The 15,912-nt window shown below is 65.2% G+C and carries 16 protein-coding genes; 9 read left to right on the forward strand and 7 right to left on the reverse strand.

Features of this window, described 5'->3' with window-relative positions; translation table 11 throughout:
- Positions 1–164 precede the first annotated feature (164 nt).
- On the forward strand, positions 165–2,183 hold the full coding sequence (locus CP958_RS09800; protein ID WP_096701790.1) for a methyl-accepting chemotaxis protein: 2,019 nt from the start codon (positions 165–167) through the stop codon (positions 2,181–2,183).
- A gap of 58 nt (positions 2,184–2,241) precedes the next feature.
- Here CP958_RS09800 and CP958_RS09805 read toward each other — a convergent pair whose 3' ends face one another.
- From CP958_RS09805 to CP958_RS09820, 4 genes are read right to left on the reverse strand one after another with little or no spacing between them, the layout of a single operon-like run.
- The gene (locus tag CP958_RS09805; protein ID WP_096701791.1) at positions 2,242–3,078 is read right to left on the reverse strand and encodes a DMT family transporter; all 837 of its coding nucleotides are present in this window, start codon (positions 3,076–3,078) and stop codon (positions 2,242–2,244) included.
- Positions 3,079–3,088: 10 nt separating this feature from the next.
- On the reverse strand, positions 3,089–3,565 hold the full coding sequence (locus tag CP958_RS09810; RefSeq protein ID WP_096701792.1) for an outer membrane lipid asymmetry maintenance protein MlaD: 477 nt from the start codon (positions 3,563–3,565) through the stop codon (positions 3,089–3,091).
- 11 nt (positions 3,566–3,576) lie between these two features.
- On the reverse strand, positions 3,577–4,068 hold the full coding sequence (locus tag CP958_RS09815) for an outer membrane lipid asymmetry maintenance protein MlaD (RefSeq protein WP_096701793.1): 492 nt from the start codon (positions 4,066–4,068) through the stop codon (positions 3,577–3,579).
- Between the two features lie 24 nt (positions 4,069–4,092).
- The gene (locus CP958_RS09820; RefSeq protein WP_096701794.1) at positions 4,093–4,443 is read right to left on the reverse strand and encodes an NADH:ubiquinone oxidoreductase subunit NDUFA12; all 351 of its coding nucleotides are present in this window, start codon (positions 4,441–4,443) and stop codon (positions 4,093–4,095) included.
- Between the two features lie 351 nt (positions 4,444–4,794).
- Between CP958_RS09820 and CP958_RS09825 the strand changes: the two genes are divergently transcribed.
- A complete protein-coding gene (locus CP958_RS09825) occupies positions 4,795–8,466 on the forward strand; it encodes a vitamin B12-dependent ribonucleotide reductase (RefSeq protein ID WP_096701795.1) in 3,672 nt (1,223 codons plus the stop codon).
- 198 nt (positions 8,467–8,664) lie between these two features.
- Here CP958_RS09825 and CP958_RS26925 read toward each other — a convergent pair whose 3' ends face one another.
- The gene (locus CP958_RS26925) at positions 8,665–9,039 is read right to left on the reverse strand and encodes a hypothetical protein (protein WP_242442826.1); all 375 of its coding nucleotides are present in this window, start codon (positions 9,037–9,039) and stop codon (positions 8,665–8,667) included.
- On the opposite strand from CP958_RS26925, the gene CP958_RS09830 reads away from it, so the two are divergent.
- Genes CP958_RS09830 through CP958_RS09840 form a run of 3 tightly spaced genes read left to right on the forward strand, consistent with a single transcriptional unit; the run spans position 9,040 to position 13,167 of the window.
- A complete protein-coding gene (locus CP958_RS09830; RefSeq protein WP_242442827.1) occupies positions 9,040–10,620 on the forward strand; it encodes a trehalose-6-phosphate synthase in 1,581 nt (526 codons plus the stop codon).
- Between the two features lie 32 nt (positions 10,621–10,652).
- A complete protein-coding gene (gene otsB / locus CP958_RS09835; RefSeq protein ID WP_096702037.1) occupies positions 10,653–11,381 on the forward strand; it encodes a trehalose-phosphatase in 729 nt (242 codons plus the stop codon).
- Entirely contained in the window at positions 11,368–13,167 is a 1,800-nt protein-coding gene (locus tag CP958_RS09840) for a glycoside hydrolase family 15 protein (RefSeq protein ID WP_096701797.1), read from the forward strand. The genes otsB and CP958_RS09840 overlap by 14 nt, the downstream gene beginning before the upstream one ends.
- Positions 13,168–13,188: 21 nt before the next feature.
- Here the strand turns inward: CP958_RS09840 and CP958_RS09845 are convergent, their stop codons facing one another.
- Positions 13,189–13,401 carry a hypothetical protein gene (locus tag CP958_RS09845; RefSeq protein ID WP_096701798.1) on the reverse strand — a complete coding sequence of 71 codons (213 nt, stop codon included), beginning with the start codon at positions 13,399–13,401 and terminating at the stop codon, positions 13,189–13,191.
- A 256-nt stretch (positions 13,402–13,657) separates the two neighbouring features.
- On the opposite strand from CP958_RS09845, the gene CP958_RS09850 reads away from it, so the two are divergent.
- From CP958_RS09850 to CP958_RS09860, 3 genes are all read left to right on the forward strand, one after another.
- Positions 13,658–13,915 carry a hypothetical protein gene (locus CP958_RS09850; protein WP_096701799.1) on the forward strand — a complete coding sequence of 86 codons (258 nt, stop codon included), beginning with the start codon at positions 13,658–13,660 and terminating at the stop codon, positions 13,913–13,915.
- Between the two features lie 111 nt (positions 13,916–14,026).
- Positions 14,027–14,332 carry a BON domain-containing protein gene (locus CP958_RS09855; RefSeq protein ID WP_096701800.1) on the forward strand — a complete coding sequence of 102 codons (306 nt, stop codon included), beginning with the start codon at positions 14,027–14,029 and terminating at the stop codon, positions 14,330–14,332.
- Positions 14,333–14,456: 124 nt separating this feature from the next.
- A complete protein-coding gene (locus CP958_RS09860; RefSeq protein ID WP_096701801.1) occupies positions 14,457–14,675 on the forward strand; it encodes a hypothetical protein in 219 nt (72 codons plus the stop codon).
- 335 nt (positions 14,676–15,010) lie between these two features.
- Here the strand turns inward: CP958_RS09860 and CP958_RS09865 are convergent, their stop codons facing one another.
- On the reverse strand, positions 15,011–15,190 hold the full coding sequence (locus CP958_RS09865; protein ID WP_096701802.1) for a hypothetical protein: 180 nt from the start codon (positions 15,188–15,190) through the stop codon (positions 15,011–15,013).
- 236 nt (positions 15,191–15,426) lie between these two features.
- Between CP958_RS09865 and CP958_RS09870 the strand changes: the two genes are divergently transcribed.
- Positions 15,427–15,912 (forward strand): hypothetical protein, encoded by a 486-nt coding sequence (locus CP958_RS09870; RefSeq protein WP_096701803.1) that lies wholly within the window; start codon positions 15,427–15,429, stop codon positions 15,910–15,912.

Here is a 15,912-nt window from a genome sequence, read left to right on the forward strand (position 1 = left end):
CGGCCACCATTGGTCCCGGATCGGACACACCATGCCTGTTGCCGCCGCTTCCGCCAAGAGGGCTTTCGCCCTCGCGCGCACCGGGCACCTTGGCGAACGGGTAGACAGACGCCAACTAAGGAAATACACTTATAGCCGTTCTAAATAGGCAAAAGGAATGCATCATGTCACTCCGCCTCAAGCCCCGTCTCATTCTTGCATTCCTTCTGGTCGGCCTCGTCCCCTTCGCTACCATCGGCGGCATCTCGCTCTATAAGGCCAAAACCGCCCTGGAGCATCAGGCCTTCGCCGAACTGGAAGCGGTCCGCGGCATCAAGAAAAAGCAAATCGAACAGTACCTCCAGGATCGCCACGACGACATGGGCATCCTGACCGAAATGGTTCAGCAGATGTCCATCGACCCGGAAACCGTGGACCAGACCCATGGCGGATTTTTCAAGAAATTCATCAAGGGATACGGCTATTACGACCTCTTCCTGATCGACGCCAAGGGCTACGCCTTCTTCACCGATGCCAAGGAGCCCGACTACCGCACCAATCTGCTCGACGGCCCCTACAAGAGCAGCAATCTCGGCGCCCTGGTGCGCAAGGTGATGCAGACCGGCCAGTACGCCATTGCCGACTTCGCTCCCTATGCGGCATCAAAGGGTGAGCCGGCCTCCTTCATCGCCCAGCCGCTGATGAAGGACGGAAAGGTGGTCATGGTGGTGGCCCTGCAGCTTTCGCTGGACTCCATCAACGGGGTGATGCAGCAGCGCGACGGCATGGGCCAGACCGGAGAGACCTATCTGGTCGGCGCCGACATGCTGATGCGCTCGGATTCCTTCCTGGACAAGACCAACCACACGGTCCTGGCCTCGTTCGCCAATCCGGCCAAGGGCAAGGTGGATACCCAGGCCACCCGCGAGGCCCTGGCCGGCCGGACGGGATCGGCCATCATCGTCGATTACAACAACAATTCCGTGCTGTCGGCCTATGCTCCGCTGAAGGTCGGCGACACCAACTGGGCGCTGATCGCCGAGATCGACGACGCCGAGGCCATGGAAGCCGTCAGGTACATCCAGTGGCTGCTCGGCATCCTGGGGGGAGTCGGCGCGGTGCTGATCGCGGTGACCGGCCTGATACTGGCCCGCTCCATCGCCACACCCATCGTGGACATGACCGCCGCCATGCAGGAGATGGCCAACGGCAACAAGCAGGTTCCCATTCCGACCCACGATGCCGAGGACGAGATCGGCGACATGGCCAAGGCCATGCGGATTTTCAAGGAAAGCATGATCCGCGCCGAGCAGTTGGAAGCCGAGGCGCGGGCGGACCAGGAACGTGAACTGGCCCGCTCCCGGACACGTGAACGGCTCACCGGCGATTTTGACGTGGCCATCCGCCACATCATCGATAACGTCAACGAGACGGTTCGCAGCGTCCACACCACGTCCAGCAGCCTGCAGGCCGCCGCCGAGGAAACCAGCCGTCAGAGCGCCGCCGTGGCCGCCGCCGCCGAGGAGGCGTCAAGCAACATCCAGACGGTGGCCAGCGCCGCCGAGGAGCTGGGGGCATCGACCCTGGAAATCAGCCGCCGGGTCCAGGACTCGACTCTGATCACCCAGGAGGCGGTGGCGGGCATCCACAGCGCCGACGCCACGGTCGAGGGATTGTCCAGCGCCGCCATCAAAATCGGCGAGATCGTCAGCCTGATCAACGATATCGCGGCACAGACCAACCTACTGGCCTTGAACGCCACTATCGAGGCGGCGCGGGCGGGTGAGGCCGGCAAGGGCTTCGCGGTGGTGGCCAACGAGGTCAAGAATCTCGCCACCCAGACCGCCAAGGCCACCAGCGAGATCGCCGAGCAGATCGGCGGCATCCAAACCTCGACCCGCGATGCGGTCGACGCCATCAAGACGGTGGGGACCGCCATTTCCCGAGTGGACGAGGTGGTGTCATCCATCGCCGCCGCCGTGGAGGAGCAGAACGCCGCCACCCAGGAAATCGTCCGCAACGTCCAGGAAGCCGCCGACGGCAATCACGAGGTCACCCGCAACATCTCGCAGGTCTCCGTCGCCGCCGATACCACCGGCGAAATGGCCTCGGCCATGTTCAAGGTCGCGGAAAGCCTGGATGAATCCGGTGCCAACCTGGGCAAACAGGTGGGAACGTTCCTCGCCGACGTGAAGGCGGTCTAGGGTCGTAGTCTGACGCGGGCCGCTCTTTGGACCGCCTTTTCCCGGGGGAAAGCGGCGCTCAGCGCCGCACCACCACCAGGGCGATGCCCCCCAGCACCGCCGTCGAGGCCAGCGCCAGGCGCAGGCTGAGACTCTCGCCCAGCAGCACCGCCCCGGCCAGGGCGGTGATCACCGGCACGCTGAGCTGCACCGTGGCGGCATGGGTGGCGGGCAGGCCGCGCACCGCCACGTACCACAAGGCGTAGCCCATGCCCGAGGCCACGCCGCCCGAGGCCATGGCATAGGCGAGGCCCATTCCGTCGATCCGCGGCTCGCCGATCAGGGCGACGGCCAGACATGCCGCCGTCGCCAAGGGTACCCCGCGCAGGAAGTTGCCGGCATTGGCGGCCAGGGCGTCGCTCTCCCTCCGCCCGCGCAGGGAATAGATCCCCCAGGCCGCCCCCGCCACGATCATCAGGACCGCCCCCACCGGCTCCGGGGCGGTGACCCCCGGCAGCAGCAGCGCCACCAACCCGCCCAGCGCCAGCGCCAGCCCCCCGGTCTGGAGCGGCCGCAGCCGTTCCCCGGCCATCAGGCCGCGACCGATCATGGTCATCTGCACCGCGCCGAACAGCAGCAGGGCGCCGGTTCCCGCCGACAGCGACAGATAGGCGAAGGAAAAGGCCACGGCATAGCCGACCAGGGCCAGGGCCGAGCCCCAATTGCCCCCCCGCCGGCTTCCCGGCCGCAGCCGGAGCAGCAGGGCCAGGACGAGAGCGCCCGAGGCGATGCGGACCAGGGTGAAGCTGGCGGGATCGATGGCGGTGTGGCGGAGCGCCTCGCGGCACAGCAGGGAATTGGCCGCGAAGGCCATCATGGTAACCGCCGTCAACCCCCAGGTGCGCGGCGTTACCATGGAGCCGCCCCTATTCCTTGGCGGCCGGGGCCGGCGGCTGGTTGTCGGTGGTGGCCAGGAAGATCAGCTGGCCGACCATCTCCTCGATGGACTTGAAGTTCTTGGAGGGTCCCAGGGCGCCGCCGGCGGCGATCATGGTCGGCGACTTGCCCGGAGCCAGCTTGATGAACTTGCCGCCCAGCAGCCCCTCGGACGACACGCTGGCCACCGTATCGGCGGGCAGCTTGATGCCGTGGGCGATGGAGAGCCTGACCACCGCGTCATAGGTCTGCGGGTCGAGCGACTGGGACGCCACGGTGCCCACCTTGATACCGTTGATCTTGACGTCGGCGCCGGTATCCAGCCCCCCGACGCTGGCGAAGGTGGCGGAAACCTCGTAGCCCTCGATCTTCTTGAAGTTGGCGTGGGTATAGGCGAACACCAGGAAGAAGCCCGCCACAGCCAGGACCACGGCACCCATGATGGTTTCGATCAGATTCCGTCCCATGGCCTACCTGCTCAATTGGTGGTGGACGGCAGAGGCTTGTCGAGATAGCCGCGCTTGGCGCGGCCCTGCTGGATGATCATGTCCAGCAGATCCTCGATGACCACCGCATCCTGGGTATATTGAATTTCGGTGCCGGGCTTGAGCATCTGCTCGTCGCCGCCCGGCTTGAGTTCGATGAACTTGGCACCCAGCAGGCCGTCGGTGTAGATCACCGCCGCCGTATCGCTGGTCAACTGGACGTCCTTGCGCAGCCTGAGCGTCAACAGGGCGCGGTAGCGGTCGTCCAGCCCCTGGTCGATCACCCGGCCGACCACGGTGCCCGACAGGCGAACGGCACTGCCCACATTGATGCCGTCGGCACGGTTGAAGCGAGCTTTGAGGACATAGCCGTCGCCATTGTCGGTGCTCTTGCCCCCCACGGCGAAGGCGAGCATCAGCAGCAGGGCACCGACCAGCACCACGGTGCCGCCTGTCACGGTATCGCGATCAACGCGGCTGATCATGCCCCCATCCCCCCGTCAGAATGATCAGGGCTGCCACGCCTCGTAATCGCCGGTGGCGCGGTCACGCCGGCCGCCGGCCAGATCGTGTCCGGGCGGCAGATAAGCTTCGGCCGAGCCGGTCTTGTTGGAGCGGTGCGGCTGCTGCCAGGGCTGGCGGGCCACATCGGTCAGCGGCTTGTCGCTGGTATAGTGCAGCCAGGCATGCCATTCGGGGGCGACGCGCGACGCGTCGACCTTGCCGTTATAGACGACCCAACGCTTGGTGCGCCGGCCTTTGGCCTCGGCGCGCTCGGTATAATAGCGGTTGCCCTCGGCATCGGTTCCAACCAGCTTGCCCTTGGCCCAGGTGTAAAGCAGGGTGCCCAGCGTCGCCATCTCGATCCTCGCGAAACAAATGTCGGGCGGACTATAGGCAAAAGGCACCCTCCCCGTCCAGAGGGGTTGCACGTTTCCCGCCCGTCCCGACAAAAGTGGCGAAAACGGGCCATGGGCACCACTAGCGGTGCTAGGTTTCGTCGAAATCAAACACAATATGATGTGAATGCTTCGTAAAGAATCGTTGACGCGACAGAGGGCCGTGACATAGGCTGCGTCTCTGTCGAGGGAACACCACAAGATATTGTGGACGACACGGGAATTGGGGGAAAGACGCGCCCGGACGGGGACGCCTGCCGCCATCCTTGTGTCCACCCCGGCAGGATCGACCAGCGGAGCAGAGGGGCTACAATGCGCGTCCAGCGTCACTACACCAAGTCCGGCGAAACCGCCTATGACGGAATCCAGTTCCGCAAGGCGTCCAGCGAGATCCGCAACCCCGACGGATCGGTGGTGTTCTCCGCCACCGATATCGAGGTCCCCGCCGACTGGTCGCAGGTGGCCTGCGACGTCCTGGCCCAGAAGTATTTCCGCAAGGCCGGCGTTCCCGCCAAGCTGAAGCGCGTCGCCGAGAAGGGCGTGCCCGACTGGCTGTGCCGCCACGAGCCCGATTCCGAGGCCCTGGCCAAGCTGCCCGAGAAGGAGCGCGTGGTCGGCGAGCAGAGCGCCCGGCAGGTATTCGACCGTCTGGCCGGCACCTGGACCTATTGGGGCTGGAAGGGCGGCTATTTCAACGCCGAGGACGATGCCCGCGCCTTCCGCGACGAGATGGCCTGCATGCTGGCCCGCCAGATGGGCGCCCCCAACTCGCCGCAATGGTTCAACACCGGCCTGCACTGGGCCTATGGCATCGACGGCCCCGGCCAGGGCCATTCCTATGTGGACTTCAAGACCGGCAAGCTGGTCCGCTCCAAGTCCGCCTACGAGCATCCCCAGCCCCACGCCTGCTTCATCCAGTCCATCGAGGACGATCTGGTCAATGAAGGCGGCATCATGGACCTGTGGGTGCGCGAAGCCCGCCTGTTCAAGTACGGCTCGGGCACCGGCACCAACTTCTCCCGCCTGCGTGGCGAGGGCGAGAAGCTGTCGGGCGGCGGCCGTTCGTCGGGCCTGATGAGCTTCCTCAAGATCGGCGACCGCGCGGCCGGAGCGATCAAGTCGGGCGGCACCACGCGCCGCGCCGCCAAGATGGTGGTGGTGGACGTGGACCACCCCGACATCGAGAAGTTCATTTCCTGGAAGGTGCGCGAAGAGCAGAAGGTCGCCGCCCTGGTGGCCGGCTCGCGCCTCGCCGCCCGCCACCTGACCGAAGTGATGGCCGCCTGCCGCGAGTGGGACGGCGAGGACGGCGAGGCCCGCTTCGACCCCAAGGCCAACGCCCGCCTGAAGAAGGCGATCATCGCCGGCCGCAAGTCGGAGATTCCGGAGAACTACATCCAGCGCGTCATCCAGTTCGCGCGCCAGGGCTACACCCAGATCGACTTCCCGGTGCTGGACACCGACTGGGATTCCGAGGCCTACCTGACCGTCTCGGGTCAGAATTCCAACAACTCGGTGCGCGTCGACAACGCCTTCCTCAACTCCGTGCTGCAGGACGGCGACTGGGCGCTGAAGCACCGCAACTCCGCCAAGGCCGCCAAGACCCTCAAGGCCCGCGACCTGTGGGAGCAGATCGGCGAGGCCGCCTGGGCCTGCGCCGATCCGGGCATCCAGTTCGACACCACCATCAACGAGTGGCACACCTGCCCGGAATCGGGGCGCATCAATGCGTCCAATCCCTGCTCCGAGTATATGTTCCTGGACGATACCGCCTGCAATCTGGCGTCCTTGAACCTGCTGTGCTTCCGCAATGAGGACGGCTCGTTCGACGTGGAGGGCTTCCGCCACGCCTGCCGCCTGTGGACCATGGTGCTGGAAATCTCGGTGCTGATGGCCCAGTTCCCCTCGCCCAAGATCGCCGAACTGTCCTATGAGTTCCGCACCCTGGGTCTGGGCTACGCCAATGTGGGCGGTCTGCTGATGGCGTCGGGCATTCCCTACGACAGCGACAAGGGCCGCGCCCTGACCGGGGCCATCACCGCCCTGATGACCGGCGAAGCCTATGCCACCTCGGCCGACATGGCCGAGGAGCTGGGCGCCTTCGAGGGCTTCGAGAAGAACCGCCCGGCCATGATGCGGGTGATCCGCAACCACCGCCGCGCCGCCCACGGCATGGGCACCGGCTACGAGGGTCTGTCGGTCACTCCGGTGCCGCTGGACGCCGCCAATTGCCCCGACGCCCCCCTGCTGGCCGCAGCCCGTCAGGCGTGGGACGAGGCTCTGGCCAAGGGCGAGAAGCACGGCTTCCGCAATGCCCAGTCCACCGTGGTCGCCCCCACCGGCACCATCGGCCTGGTGATGGATTGCGACACCACCGGCATCGAGCCCGACTTCGCCCTGGTGAAGTTCAAGAAGCTGGCCGGCGGCGGCTACTTCAAGATCATCAACCGCATGGTCCCCGAGGCCCTGCGCACGCTGGGCTACAACGCGGCCGACATCGCCGAGATCATCCGCTATGCGGTCGGCCATGCCTCCTTGCGCGGCGCTCCCCACGTCAACCACGACAGCCTGAAGGCCAAGGGGTTCGACGACGCCATGCTGGAGAAGATCGAAGGCCAGCTGGAAAGCGCCTTCGACATCAAGTTCGTCTTCAACAAGTACGGCCTGGGCGAGCAGTTCTGCACCGAGACCCTGGGAATCCCCAAGGACAAGCTGGACGACTACACCTTCGACATGCTGGCCTGGCTGGGCTTCACGCGCGAGCAGATCGATCTGGCCAACACCTACGTCACCGGCGCCATGACGCTGGAAGGCGCGCCCTTCCTCAAGGAAGAGCACCTGCCGATATTCGACTGCGCCTCGCCTTGCGGCCGCGTCGGCAAGCGTTTCCTGTCGGTGGACAGCCACATCCGCATGATGGCCGCCGCCCAGCCCTTCATCTCGGGCGCCATCTCCAAGACCATCAACATGGCCAATAACGCCACGGTCGAGGATTGCAAGAACGCCTACATGCTGTCCTGGCGTCTGGGCATCAAGGCCAATGCGCTGTACCGCGACGGCTCCAAGCTCAGCCAGCCGCTGCAGGCCTCCCTGCTCGATGATGCCGGCGAACTGGCCGACGAGCTGGCCGACGCCTCCATGGCGAGCCGCACCGAGATCGTCGCCGAGCGCATGGTCGAGCGGGTGTTCCAGCAGGCCCAGGCGCGGCGCAAGCTGCCCGACCGCCGCAAGGGCTACATCCAGAAGGCCATCGTCGGCGGCCACAAGGTCTATCTGCACACCGGCGAATACGAAGACGGCAAGCTGGGCGAGATCTTCATCGACATGCACAAGGAAGGCGCCGCCTTCCGGGCCATGATGAACAACTTCGCCATCGCCATCTCGGTGGGCCTGCAGTACGGCGTGCCGCTGGAGGAATTCGTCGAGGCCTTCACCTTCACCCGCTTCGAGCCGTCGGGCATGGTGGAAGGCAACGACACCATCAAGATGTCGTCGTCCATCCTGGACTACATCTTCCGCGAGCTGGCCATCTCCTACCTGGGCCGCAACGACCTGGCCCATGTGGAGCCCGCCGACCTCACCCCCGACACGGTGGGCCGCGGCGCCCAGGAAGGGCTGCCGGAAGCGGCCGTTGCCGCCGCCGCCGCCCAGCAGTTGGCGGTGGTCGAAAAGGTGGCGTCGCGCGGCTATGTGCGCTCGTCCAACCTGCTGTTCATGACGCGGGCCAATGGTCCGACCTCCATGTCGGCGGACATCTCGGGCGGTGCCATGCAGTTGGCGGCGGCGGCCCAGAGCGCGGTCAGCGTCGCGGTGAACGCCGAGGCCCTGATCCAGGAGTTCGACGCCCGCGCCGAACAGATCCGCACGGCGCGCATGAAGGGCTATGAAGGCGACGCCTGCCCCGAATGCGGCAACTTCACCCTGGTGCGCAACGGCACCTGCCTGAAGTGCGACACCTGCGGCGGCACCACCGGCTGCTCGTAAGCGATAGCCGTTATGCCGCGCACCATAGTTTGGCCGGTGCGCGGCATCAAACGAAGCAACAGCCCGTCGTACCCCTGGGTACGGCGGGCTGAACCGTTTGCCCCTCCGATCCTTAATCCTTAGGCCGGCTCGGTGCCGCCAAGGCCCCTATAACACCGTTGTCACAGCATCCTCACCCTCCGATCACATGGATCGGAGTCATCCTTCCTCAAAAGGAAGGCGGTGCCCATGCAAATGGCAATTCGGTTCCTTCTCCTCCCGCAGGTCAGGCTGGTCGACATTGGACGCGAAGCGGCGCCCCTGGTTGCCCGCCCTGCCCTGATCGCCGCCACTTTGGCGCTGTTCGCCGAAACCATCGAGTTTGCCGGCGACAACCTTGCGGCCGTCCTGGCCCTTCTCGGAATGGGGGCGGCCGTAGCCGCCATCATCGTCACCCGCCTGATGCGAAGGTACTGGATTCACGCCATGTACGGAGATCGACCAATGAAGAGCGATGGAAACGATGGCGCGGAGATGGCCCCGCAAGCCAAACCGTTGATCCGCAGGGTCCAGTCGATGCTGCGCAGCCTCCACATGCCGCGCCTCCCGGGCAAGGCCATCCGCGTCAACTGGAGTCCCGACAGCCTGCGCAGCGTCCTGGATAAGGAACTGCCAGGAGCCGAAGTGCTGGTGGTGTCCAACCGCGAGCCCTACATCCATAATCTGGAGGACGGGCATATAACTTTACAGCGCCCGGCCAGTGGGCTGGTGACAGCGCTGGAGCCGGTCATGCGGGCATGCGGCGGCATCTGGATCGCCCACGCCAGCGGCTCGGCGGACCAGGCCGTGGTCGATGCCGAAGGCCATCTGCCGGTGCCGCCGGGCGCGCCGACCTACACCCTGCGCCGCATCTGGCTGTCCGAGGAGGAACAGGACGGCTACTACTACGGCTTCGCCAATGAAGGGATGTGGCCGCTATGCCATATCGTCTTCATCCGCCCGACCTTTCGCGCCTCGGACTGGGAACAGTACGTCGCGGTCAACCGCAAATTCGCCGACGCCGTGATCGCCGAGGCACGCACCGCCGATCCGGTCATCCTGGTCCAGGACTACCACTTCGCCCTGCTGCCCAGGATGGTGCGCGAGCGGCTGCCCGAGGCGACCATCATTACCTTCTGGCACATTCCCTGGCCCAATCCCGAGGTCTTCGGCATCTGCCCGTGGAAGGAGGACATCCTGTCGGGTCTGTTGGGCAGTTCGATCCTCGGCTTCCACACCCAATTCCACTGCCTCAATTTCCTGGAATCGGCCGACCGTTTCCTGGAATGCCAGATCGACCGCGAGCACAGCACCATCCGAGCCGGAGAGGTCTCCACGCTGGTGCGCCCCTATCCCATCTCCATCGAATGGCCGCCGGCGGCCCTGAGCCACCAGGCGCCGGTGAAGGCGTGCCGCGAAAGCGTACACAAGACGTTCGGCATTGCCCCCGACGTCTTGCTGGCGGTGGGGGTCGAGCGCTTCGACTACACCAAGGGCATCGCCGACCGCTTCCATGCGATGGAAAGCCTGCTCGATACCCATCCCGAATGGATCGGCCGCGTCACCCTGCTCCAGATTGCCGCTCCGACCCGCACCCGCCTTGCCGCCTATCGCGACGCCCAGGCCGAGGCGGAAGCCGTGGCCCAGGCCGTCAATGCCCGCTTCGGCCGAAACGGCTGGGCGCCGATCGTCCTGGTGGCCAGGCATCACGAGCCGGACGCGGTGTTCACCCTGTTCCGCGCCGCCGATCTGTGCATGGTCTCCAGTCTGCACGACGGCATGAATCTGGTGGCCAAGGAGTTTGTCGCCGCCCGCGACGACGAGGACGGCGTGCTGGTCCTGTCCACCTTCGCCGGCGCCTCCCGCGAGTTGCGGGAAGCCCTGATCGTCAATCCCTACGATATTCGCGCCATGGGTGAAGCCATCCACGCCGCCCTCTCCATGCCGGCCGAGCAGCGGCGCGAGCGGATGAGGCTGATGCGCGAGATGGTGGGGGAGAACAATATCTACTTCTGGGCGGGCCGCATGCTGCTCGACGCCGCTCGCATGCGCAAGCGCCGCAACATCGAACAGCAGGCCCAGGCCGACGAGGTATCCACCGACGAGTGGGGGCGCAAGCGGGTGGTGAACGGGTGATGCCGGATATCATGCCGCCATCCGAGGCCCCGATGGACTGGGCATTGTTCCTCGACGTCGATGGCACCTTGCTTGATCTGGCGCCAAAGCCCGGCGAGGTGGTGGTGCCCCGCACCCTGCGCCCACGGCTGGAGACCCTGAGGCGGCGGTTTGGCGGAGCCTTGGCATTGGTCAGCGGCCGCGCCCTGTCCGGTGTCGATCAGCTCTTTCCGGGAGGCCATGACGCGGCGGGCAGCCATGGCGCCGAATGGCGCCTTGCCGGAACGACCACGGTTCTGGCCGATCCCTGGCCCGACGAGGTGGCGACGATGGTCGTGACCGCCGCCGGTCTGCTGCCGGGAATCCTGGTGGAGCGCAAGCCCCGGTCCGTGGCGCTGCATTATCGGGATGCGCCGGAGCGCGAACCGGCGGTCAAAGCCCTGGCCGAAGCCGCCATTCGCAACGCCGGGACGGAGCTCCGCCTGCTGGAGGGAAAAGCGGTGATCGAGATCGCCTCCCCCGAAGCAGACAAGGGAATGGCCATCGACCGCTTCATGCGCGTTCCACCCTACGCCGGACGCCGCCCGGTCTTCGCGGGAGACGACATTACCGACGAAAGCGGCTTTGCCGCCGTCAACCGCCTGGACGGCCTCTCGCTGCATGTGGGGCGGAGCCTGGTGACCAGGGCGCATTTCCGACTGTCCACGCCCGTGTCATTGCGCCGGTGGCTTGCTCGCCTGGATCAGGCGCCGGGAGGTGTATCCGACCATGAACTCCCTTGATCTTGGCGTCATCGGCAATTGCAATATCGCCGCCCTGGTGGATTCTCGGGCCACCATCGTCTGGGGGTGCTTTCCCCGGTTGGACGGCGACGCGGTCTTTCATGGCCTGCTGAACGGCAGCCGGCCCCCAAGCCCGGCGCCCCCCGGTGACGGGGCGTTTTCCATCGAACTGGTCGACCAATTCCATTCGGAACAGGCCTACCTGCCCAACTCGGCGATTCTTTGCACCACCTTGCACGACCACCATGGCGGGACGGCCGAGGTCATGGACTTCGCGCCACGCTTCGCGCTTTACGAACGGATGTATCGCCCGCCGATGATCGTGCGGCGGATCAGGCCGGTGCAGGGCCGCCCGCGGATGCTGGTGCGGCTGCGCCCCGGCTTCGAGAGCGGCGGTCTCGCGCCGCAGATCACCCGGGGCAGCAACCACCTTCGCTATGTCTCGCCGGCCCAGACGCTCCGCCTGACCACCAACGCACCGGTGTCCTATGTCATCGAGGAGCGCCCGTTCGCCCTCGACCGCCCCATGGACATGCTGCTGGGCAGCGACGAAAGCCTTCAGGCCGGGGTGGAAACCACCGCTCGCGACCTATTCGAACGAACCCTGGATCATTGGCGCAGCTGGGTCCGGTCGCTGTCGATCCCGTTCGAATGGCAGGACGCGGTGATTCGCGCCGCCATCACCCTCAAGCTGTGCAACTTCGAGGAAACCGGGGCCATCGTCGCCGCCCTGACCACCTCCATTCCCGAGGCGCCGGACAGCCAGCGCAACTGGGACTACCGCCTCTGCTGGCTGCGCGACGCCTATTTCGTCATTCATGCCCTCAATCGCCTGGGCGTCACCCGGACCATGGAAGACTATCTGCGCTTCATCAACGATGCCGTCGAGGACGCCACCGGGGGGGAATTACGCCCGGTCTATGGCATCACCCGGGATTCGTCCATCGACGAGACCCTCATCCCCCACCTTGCGGGCTACCGGGGATTCGGGCCGGTCCGCGTCGGCAACCAGGCCCACCTCCAAGTGCAGAACGACGTCTATGGCAGCGTCGTCCTGGCGTCGACCCACGCCTTCTTCGACCGGCGGCTCACCCAGCCCGGCAACGCCCCCCAGTTCGAGCAACTGGAGCGCCTGGGACATCGGGCGGTCGCCGTGTTCGACAAGCCGGATGCCGGGCCGTGGGAGTTGCGGACCATCGCCTCGGTCCATACCTTTTCCGCCGTGATGTGCTGGGCCGCCTGCGATCGTCTGGCCAAGATCGCCCGCCATATCGGCCTGAGTGATCGCGCGACCTATTGGCGCCGGGAGGCCGACCGGCTGCATACCATCATCTGTGAACGCGCCTGGAACCCGGACCTGGGCAGTTTCGTCTCGACCTTCGGGGGAGATGCCATGGACGCAACCCTGCTGCTGCTCCACGAGGTCGATTTCCTCAACGCCGGCGACCCGCGCTTCGCCGCGACCGTAAACGCCGTCGCCGACAACCTGCGGACCGGCGATTTCCTTTTTCGCTATGTCGGCGAGGATGATTTCGGACGGCCGGCCACCGCCTTCATCATCTGCGTCTTCTGGTATATCGATGCCCTGGCCGCCTTGGGGCGGCGCGACGAGGCGCGGGAGCTGTTCGAAAACGTCCTGGCACGGCGCAACGCCCTGGGACTGCTGTCCGAGGACATCGACCCGTCGAGCGGCGAATTGTGGGGGAACTTTCCCCAGACCTATTCCATGGTCGGCCTGATCAACTGCGCCATGCGGCTGTCCCGGACCTGGGAAGAGGCGTTCTAGCCCCGGCTTCAGCCGGCATGCCTACTGGCTCACCCACTCGACCAGCTTCAAGGCCTCGGATGCGGACAAATCCGGCCGGACGGCCATCACCACCTGGACGGCCCGTTGCGTCGCCCCAAGCTGGTCGAGACCGACCGCATGGGCATCGTCCATCTCCACGTGGATGACACGGGCCAGAAAGCCGCCTTCCGGCCGGCCTGACGGTGGTCGGTATCGTTCCTGTTCGATCGGCATTCCGGACTCTCCGGGAAATGATCACCCCGATGAGGTGGGTCAGACGGCCAAGGAGTCAACCTGACCATACCACAAGCGATACGGGCGGATTAGACCATGGTGCATCGAATAAGCCACGATGGTCTGGCTTCATGCAGTCCCTCCGCCCACCGGATATATGGTCACCGTGTCGTCACAGCCTTCTCACCCGCCGCTCCTTCCAAGGGGTGTACGTTCTTACCGATGGGTCCGTCCCAGAACTGCAAGGAAGATCGTCATGAGAACGCTCGCCAAAGCCCCGGCCGCCCTGGCCGTGGTTCTGACCCTGGCCCTGTCGGCCTGCGCCAACATGACCAACCAGCAGCAGCGGTCCTTGTCGGGTGGCGCCATGGGCGCAGCGGGTGGCGCGGCTGTCGCCGCCCTGACCGGCGGCAGTGCCGGCCTCGGCGCGCTGATCGGCGGCGGCGGCGGGGCACTCATCGGTGCCCTGATCCCCGACAACGGACGGCCGCGAGACGGTTCGCCAAGGCGCTAGCGGTCATCGGGAGAATTCGACGGCAATCCCGGTTCCGGATGAGAGCCCGCGAGACGACCGGCGGGCTCTCCCGGATCATCCTCGGATCGGTTGCGCGACAGGAGGAAGTCCATGAGCAAGACCATCAGGACGCTCGCCATGTTGGCCATGATCGTGCCGATCGTCGCGTGCGCTCCGACAGACACCAGCGAAAGCACCGGCGAATTTCTCGATGACTCGGTGATCACGATCAAGGTCAAGAACGCCATCATAGCCGACCCGGCGCTGAAGGTTCTGCAGATTCGCGTGGCCACCTTCAAGGGCAGGGTTCAGATGAGCGGCTTTGTCGATAGCCAGCAAATGATTGCCCATGCGGGAGCCGTCGTTGCCGATGTGGAGGGTGTGAAAAGCGTACAGAACGATCTGATCGCGAAGTGAGCAGGAAGCCGCCAGCCCTGGGCGACAGGCTCGGTCTCCGAAAAGTCACAGATTTCTCACCCCCCGGTCCCACCGGAACGCGTACTCCTTGCAACGCCGATTTCACCAAGGAAGGGGTGCCGTCATGATCGATCATGAGAGCATTGCCGCCGCCGTCGACCACGGCGGACGCCGCGAGCATATAGCCATTGCCGCATGTAAATCCAACTCCGGCGCGGTAAAGGAAATCGCCTATTCCCCTGTCGATCACTGCTTCTTCGTGACCGTCGATGGGCGTGAGAGGCTGCGCAGCGACGTACCGGAAACCGCCTATAACTTTTTCAGCGGTATCGCGCCCGAATAGACGCCCACCTTTCGCAGACCCTCCCCTCGGCGCACCGCACGGATATGTGGTGCGTTATTTTTGTTTTGGCACAATATCTAGCTGGACGATGGCCCGTCTTTAGTGCATTCTGTCTCCACCATTTGATTCGCCCGGGCCGGATTTCGCTGAAGGCGTCAACGGCTTTTGGTGTGTCTTACAGCGGCGCGGATCCGAACTTAATCTCCTCGGTCCGCGCACAGAAGGGCCGACCCTCCCCCGGGGGTCGGCCCATTTTCTTGTATCCGGCCGACAATAAGAAAAGACCCCAGCCCAGGTGGGTTGGGGTCCAGGAGGGAGGAGAGTCCCCGCCGGTCTCAGGCGGCTTGGCGAGAGTGCCGTTCGGCGATGGGAGCCAGGATACCGACCATTCCCGGATAGAGTGCAATCAGCCGTTGCGCCTCCTCCCTGGCCAGGTCGCGGTCAACGGTCTCGTCGTTGGCCTCGGCGTCCAGATGAGCCAGCAAGGCGCGGACGTCACCCCACCGAAATGTCATGGTCCCCCTCCCCGTCACTCTTCCACCCGGCCATCCTAGCACCGGGCCGTGGCAGGGCCGCCCCACATCTCGTATCGAATTTCCATCTTTTATGATGAAAGTCTGTTACTCCGTGCAGCCCGGCGGATAAAATGCACGGGATGTGGTCTTGCGCCCGGAGCCCCCTATCCCGTGAGTAGATTAACATCACACATCATTACATCTGGAGCTCTGGCCGTCATGATGGGGAAATCGAGATGAGCGGGCGGATATCGCTCCGTGCCGGCTTCAACCGCTGGCGCCAGATCAGGGCGTTTCTCGTCATGCTTTGCGTCATGCCGGTCCTGGTATTCCTGGCGGTGGCGCTGATCGGCTCGAAGCTGGGGGCCATGGGCAATCCGCACAACGGAGGGTTCCTGGTGGTCCTGGTGATCACCACCTTGCTGCCGGCAATCGCCAGCCTGTCTTTCCTCCGCCGGGCATTTCGGACCGGAGACGCTCTGAGAATCGACGATGACGGCCTGTATCTCCGAAACGTCGGACGGACCATTCCCTGGCCGGATATCCGCAAGCTGAGCGGCAAGCGGGTGGCTTCGTCGGACGGCTCCGTCAGCGCCTACGCCGTGCTCTATGCCGATGGGACGGCGGAAAAGGAAACGCAGATCAACGTCCCCGACCTGGCGGTCGACCGCCGGCGTCTGCAAAGCGCCCTGGAGGATCGTCTGGGTCCCCTCACCGGCTGA

This window comes from Magnetospirillum sp. 15-1 (genome assembly GCF_900184795.1).
In the GTDB taxonomy this organism is placed as follows: Bacteria; Pseudomonadota; Alphaproteobacteria; order Rhodospirillales; family Magnetospirillaceae; genus Phaeospirillum.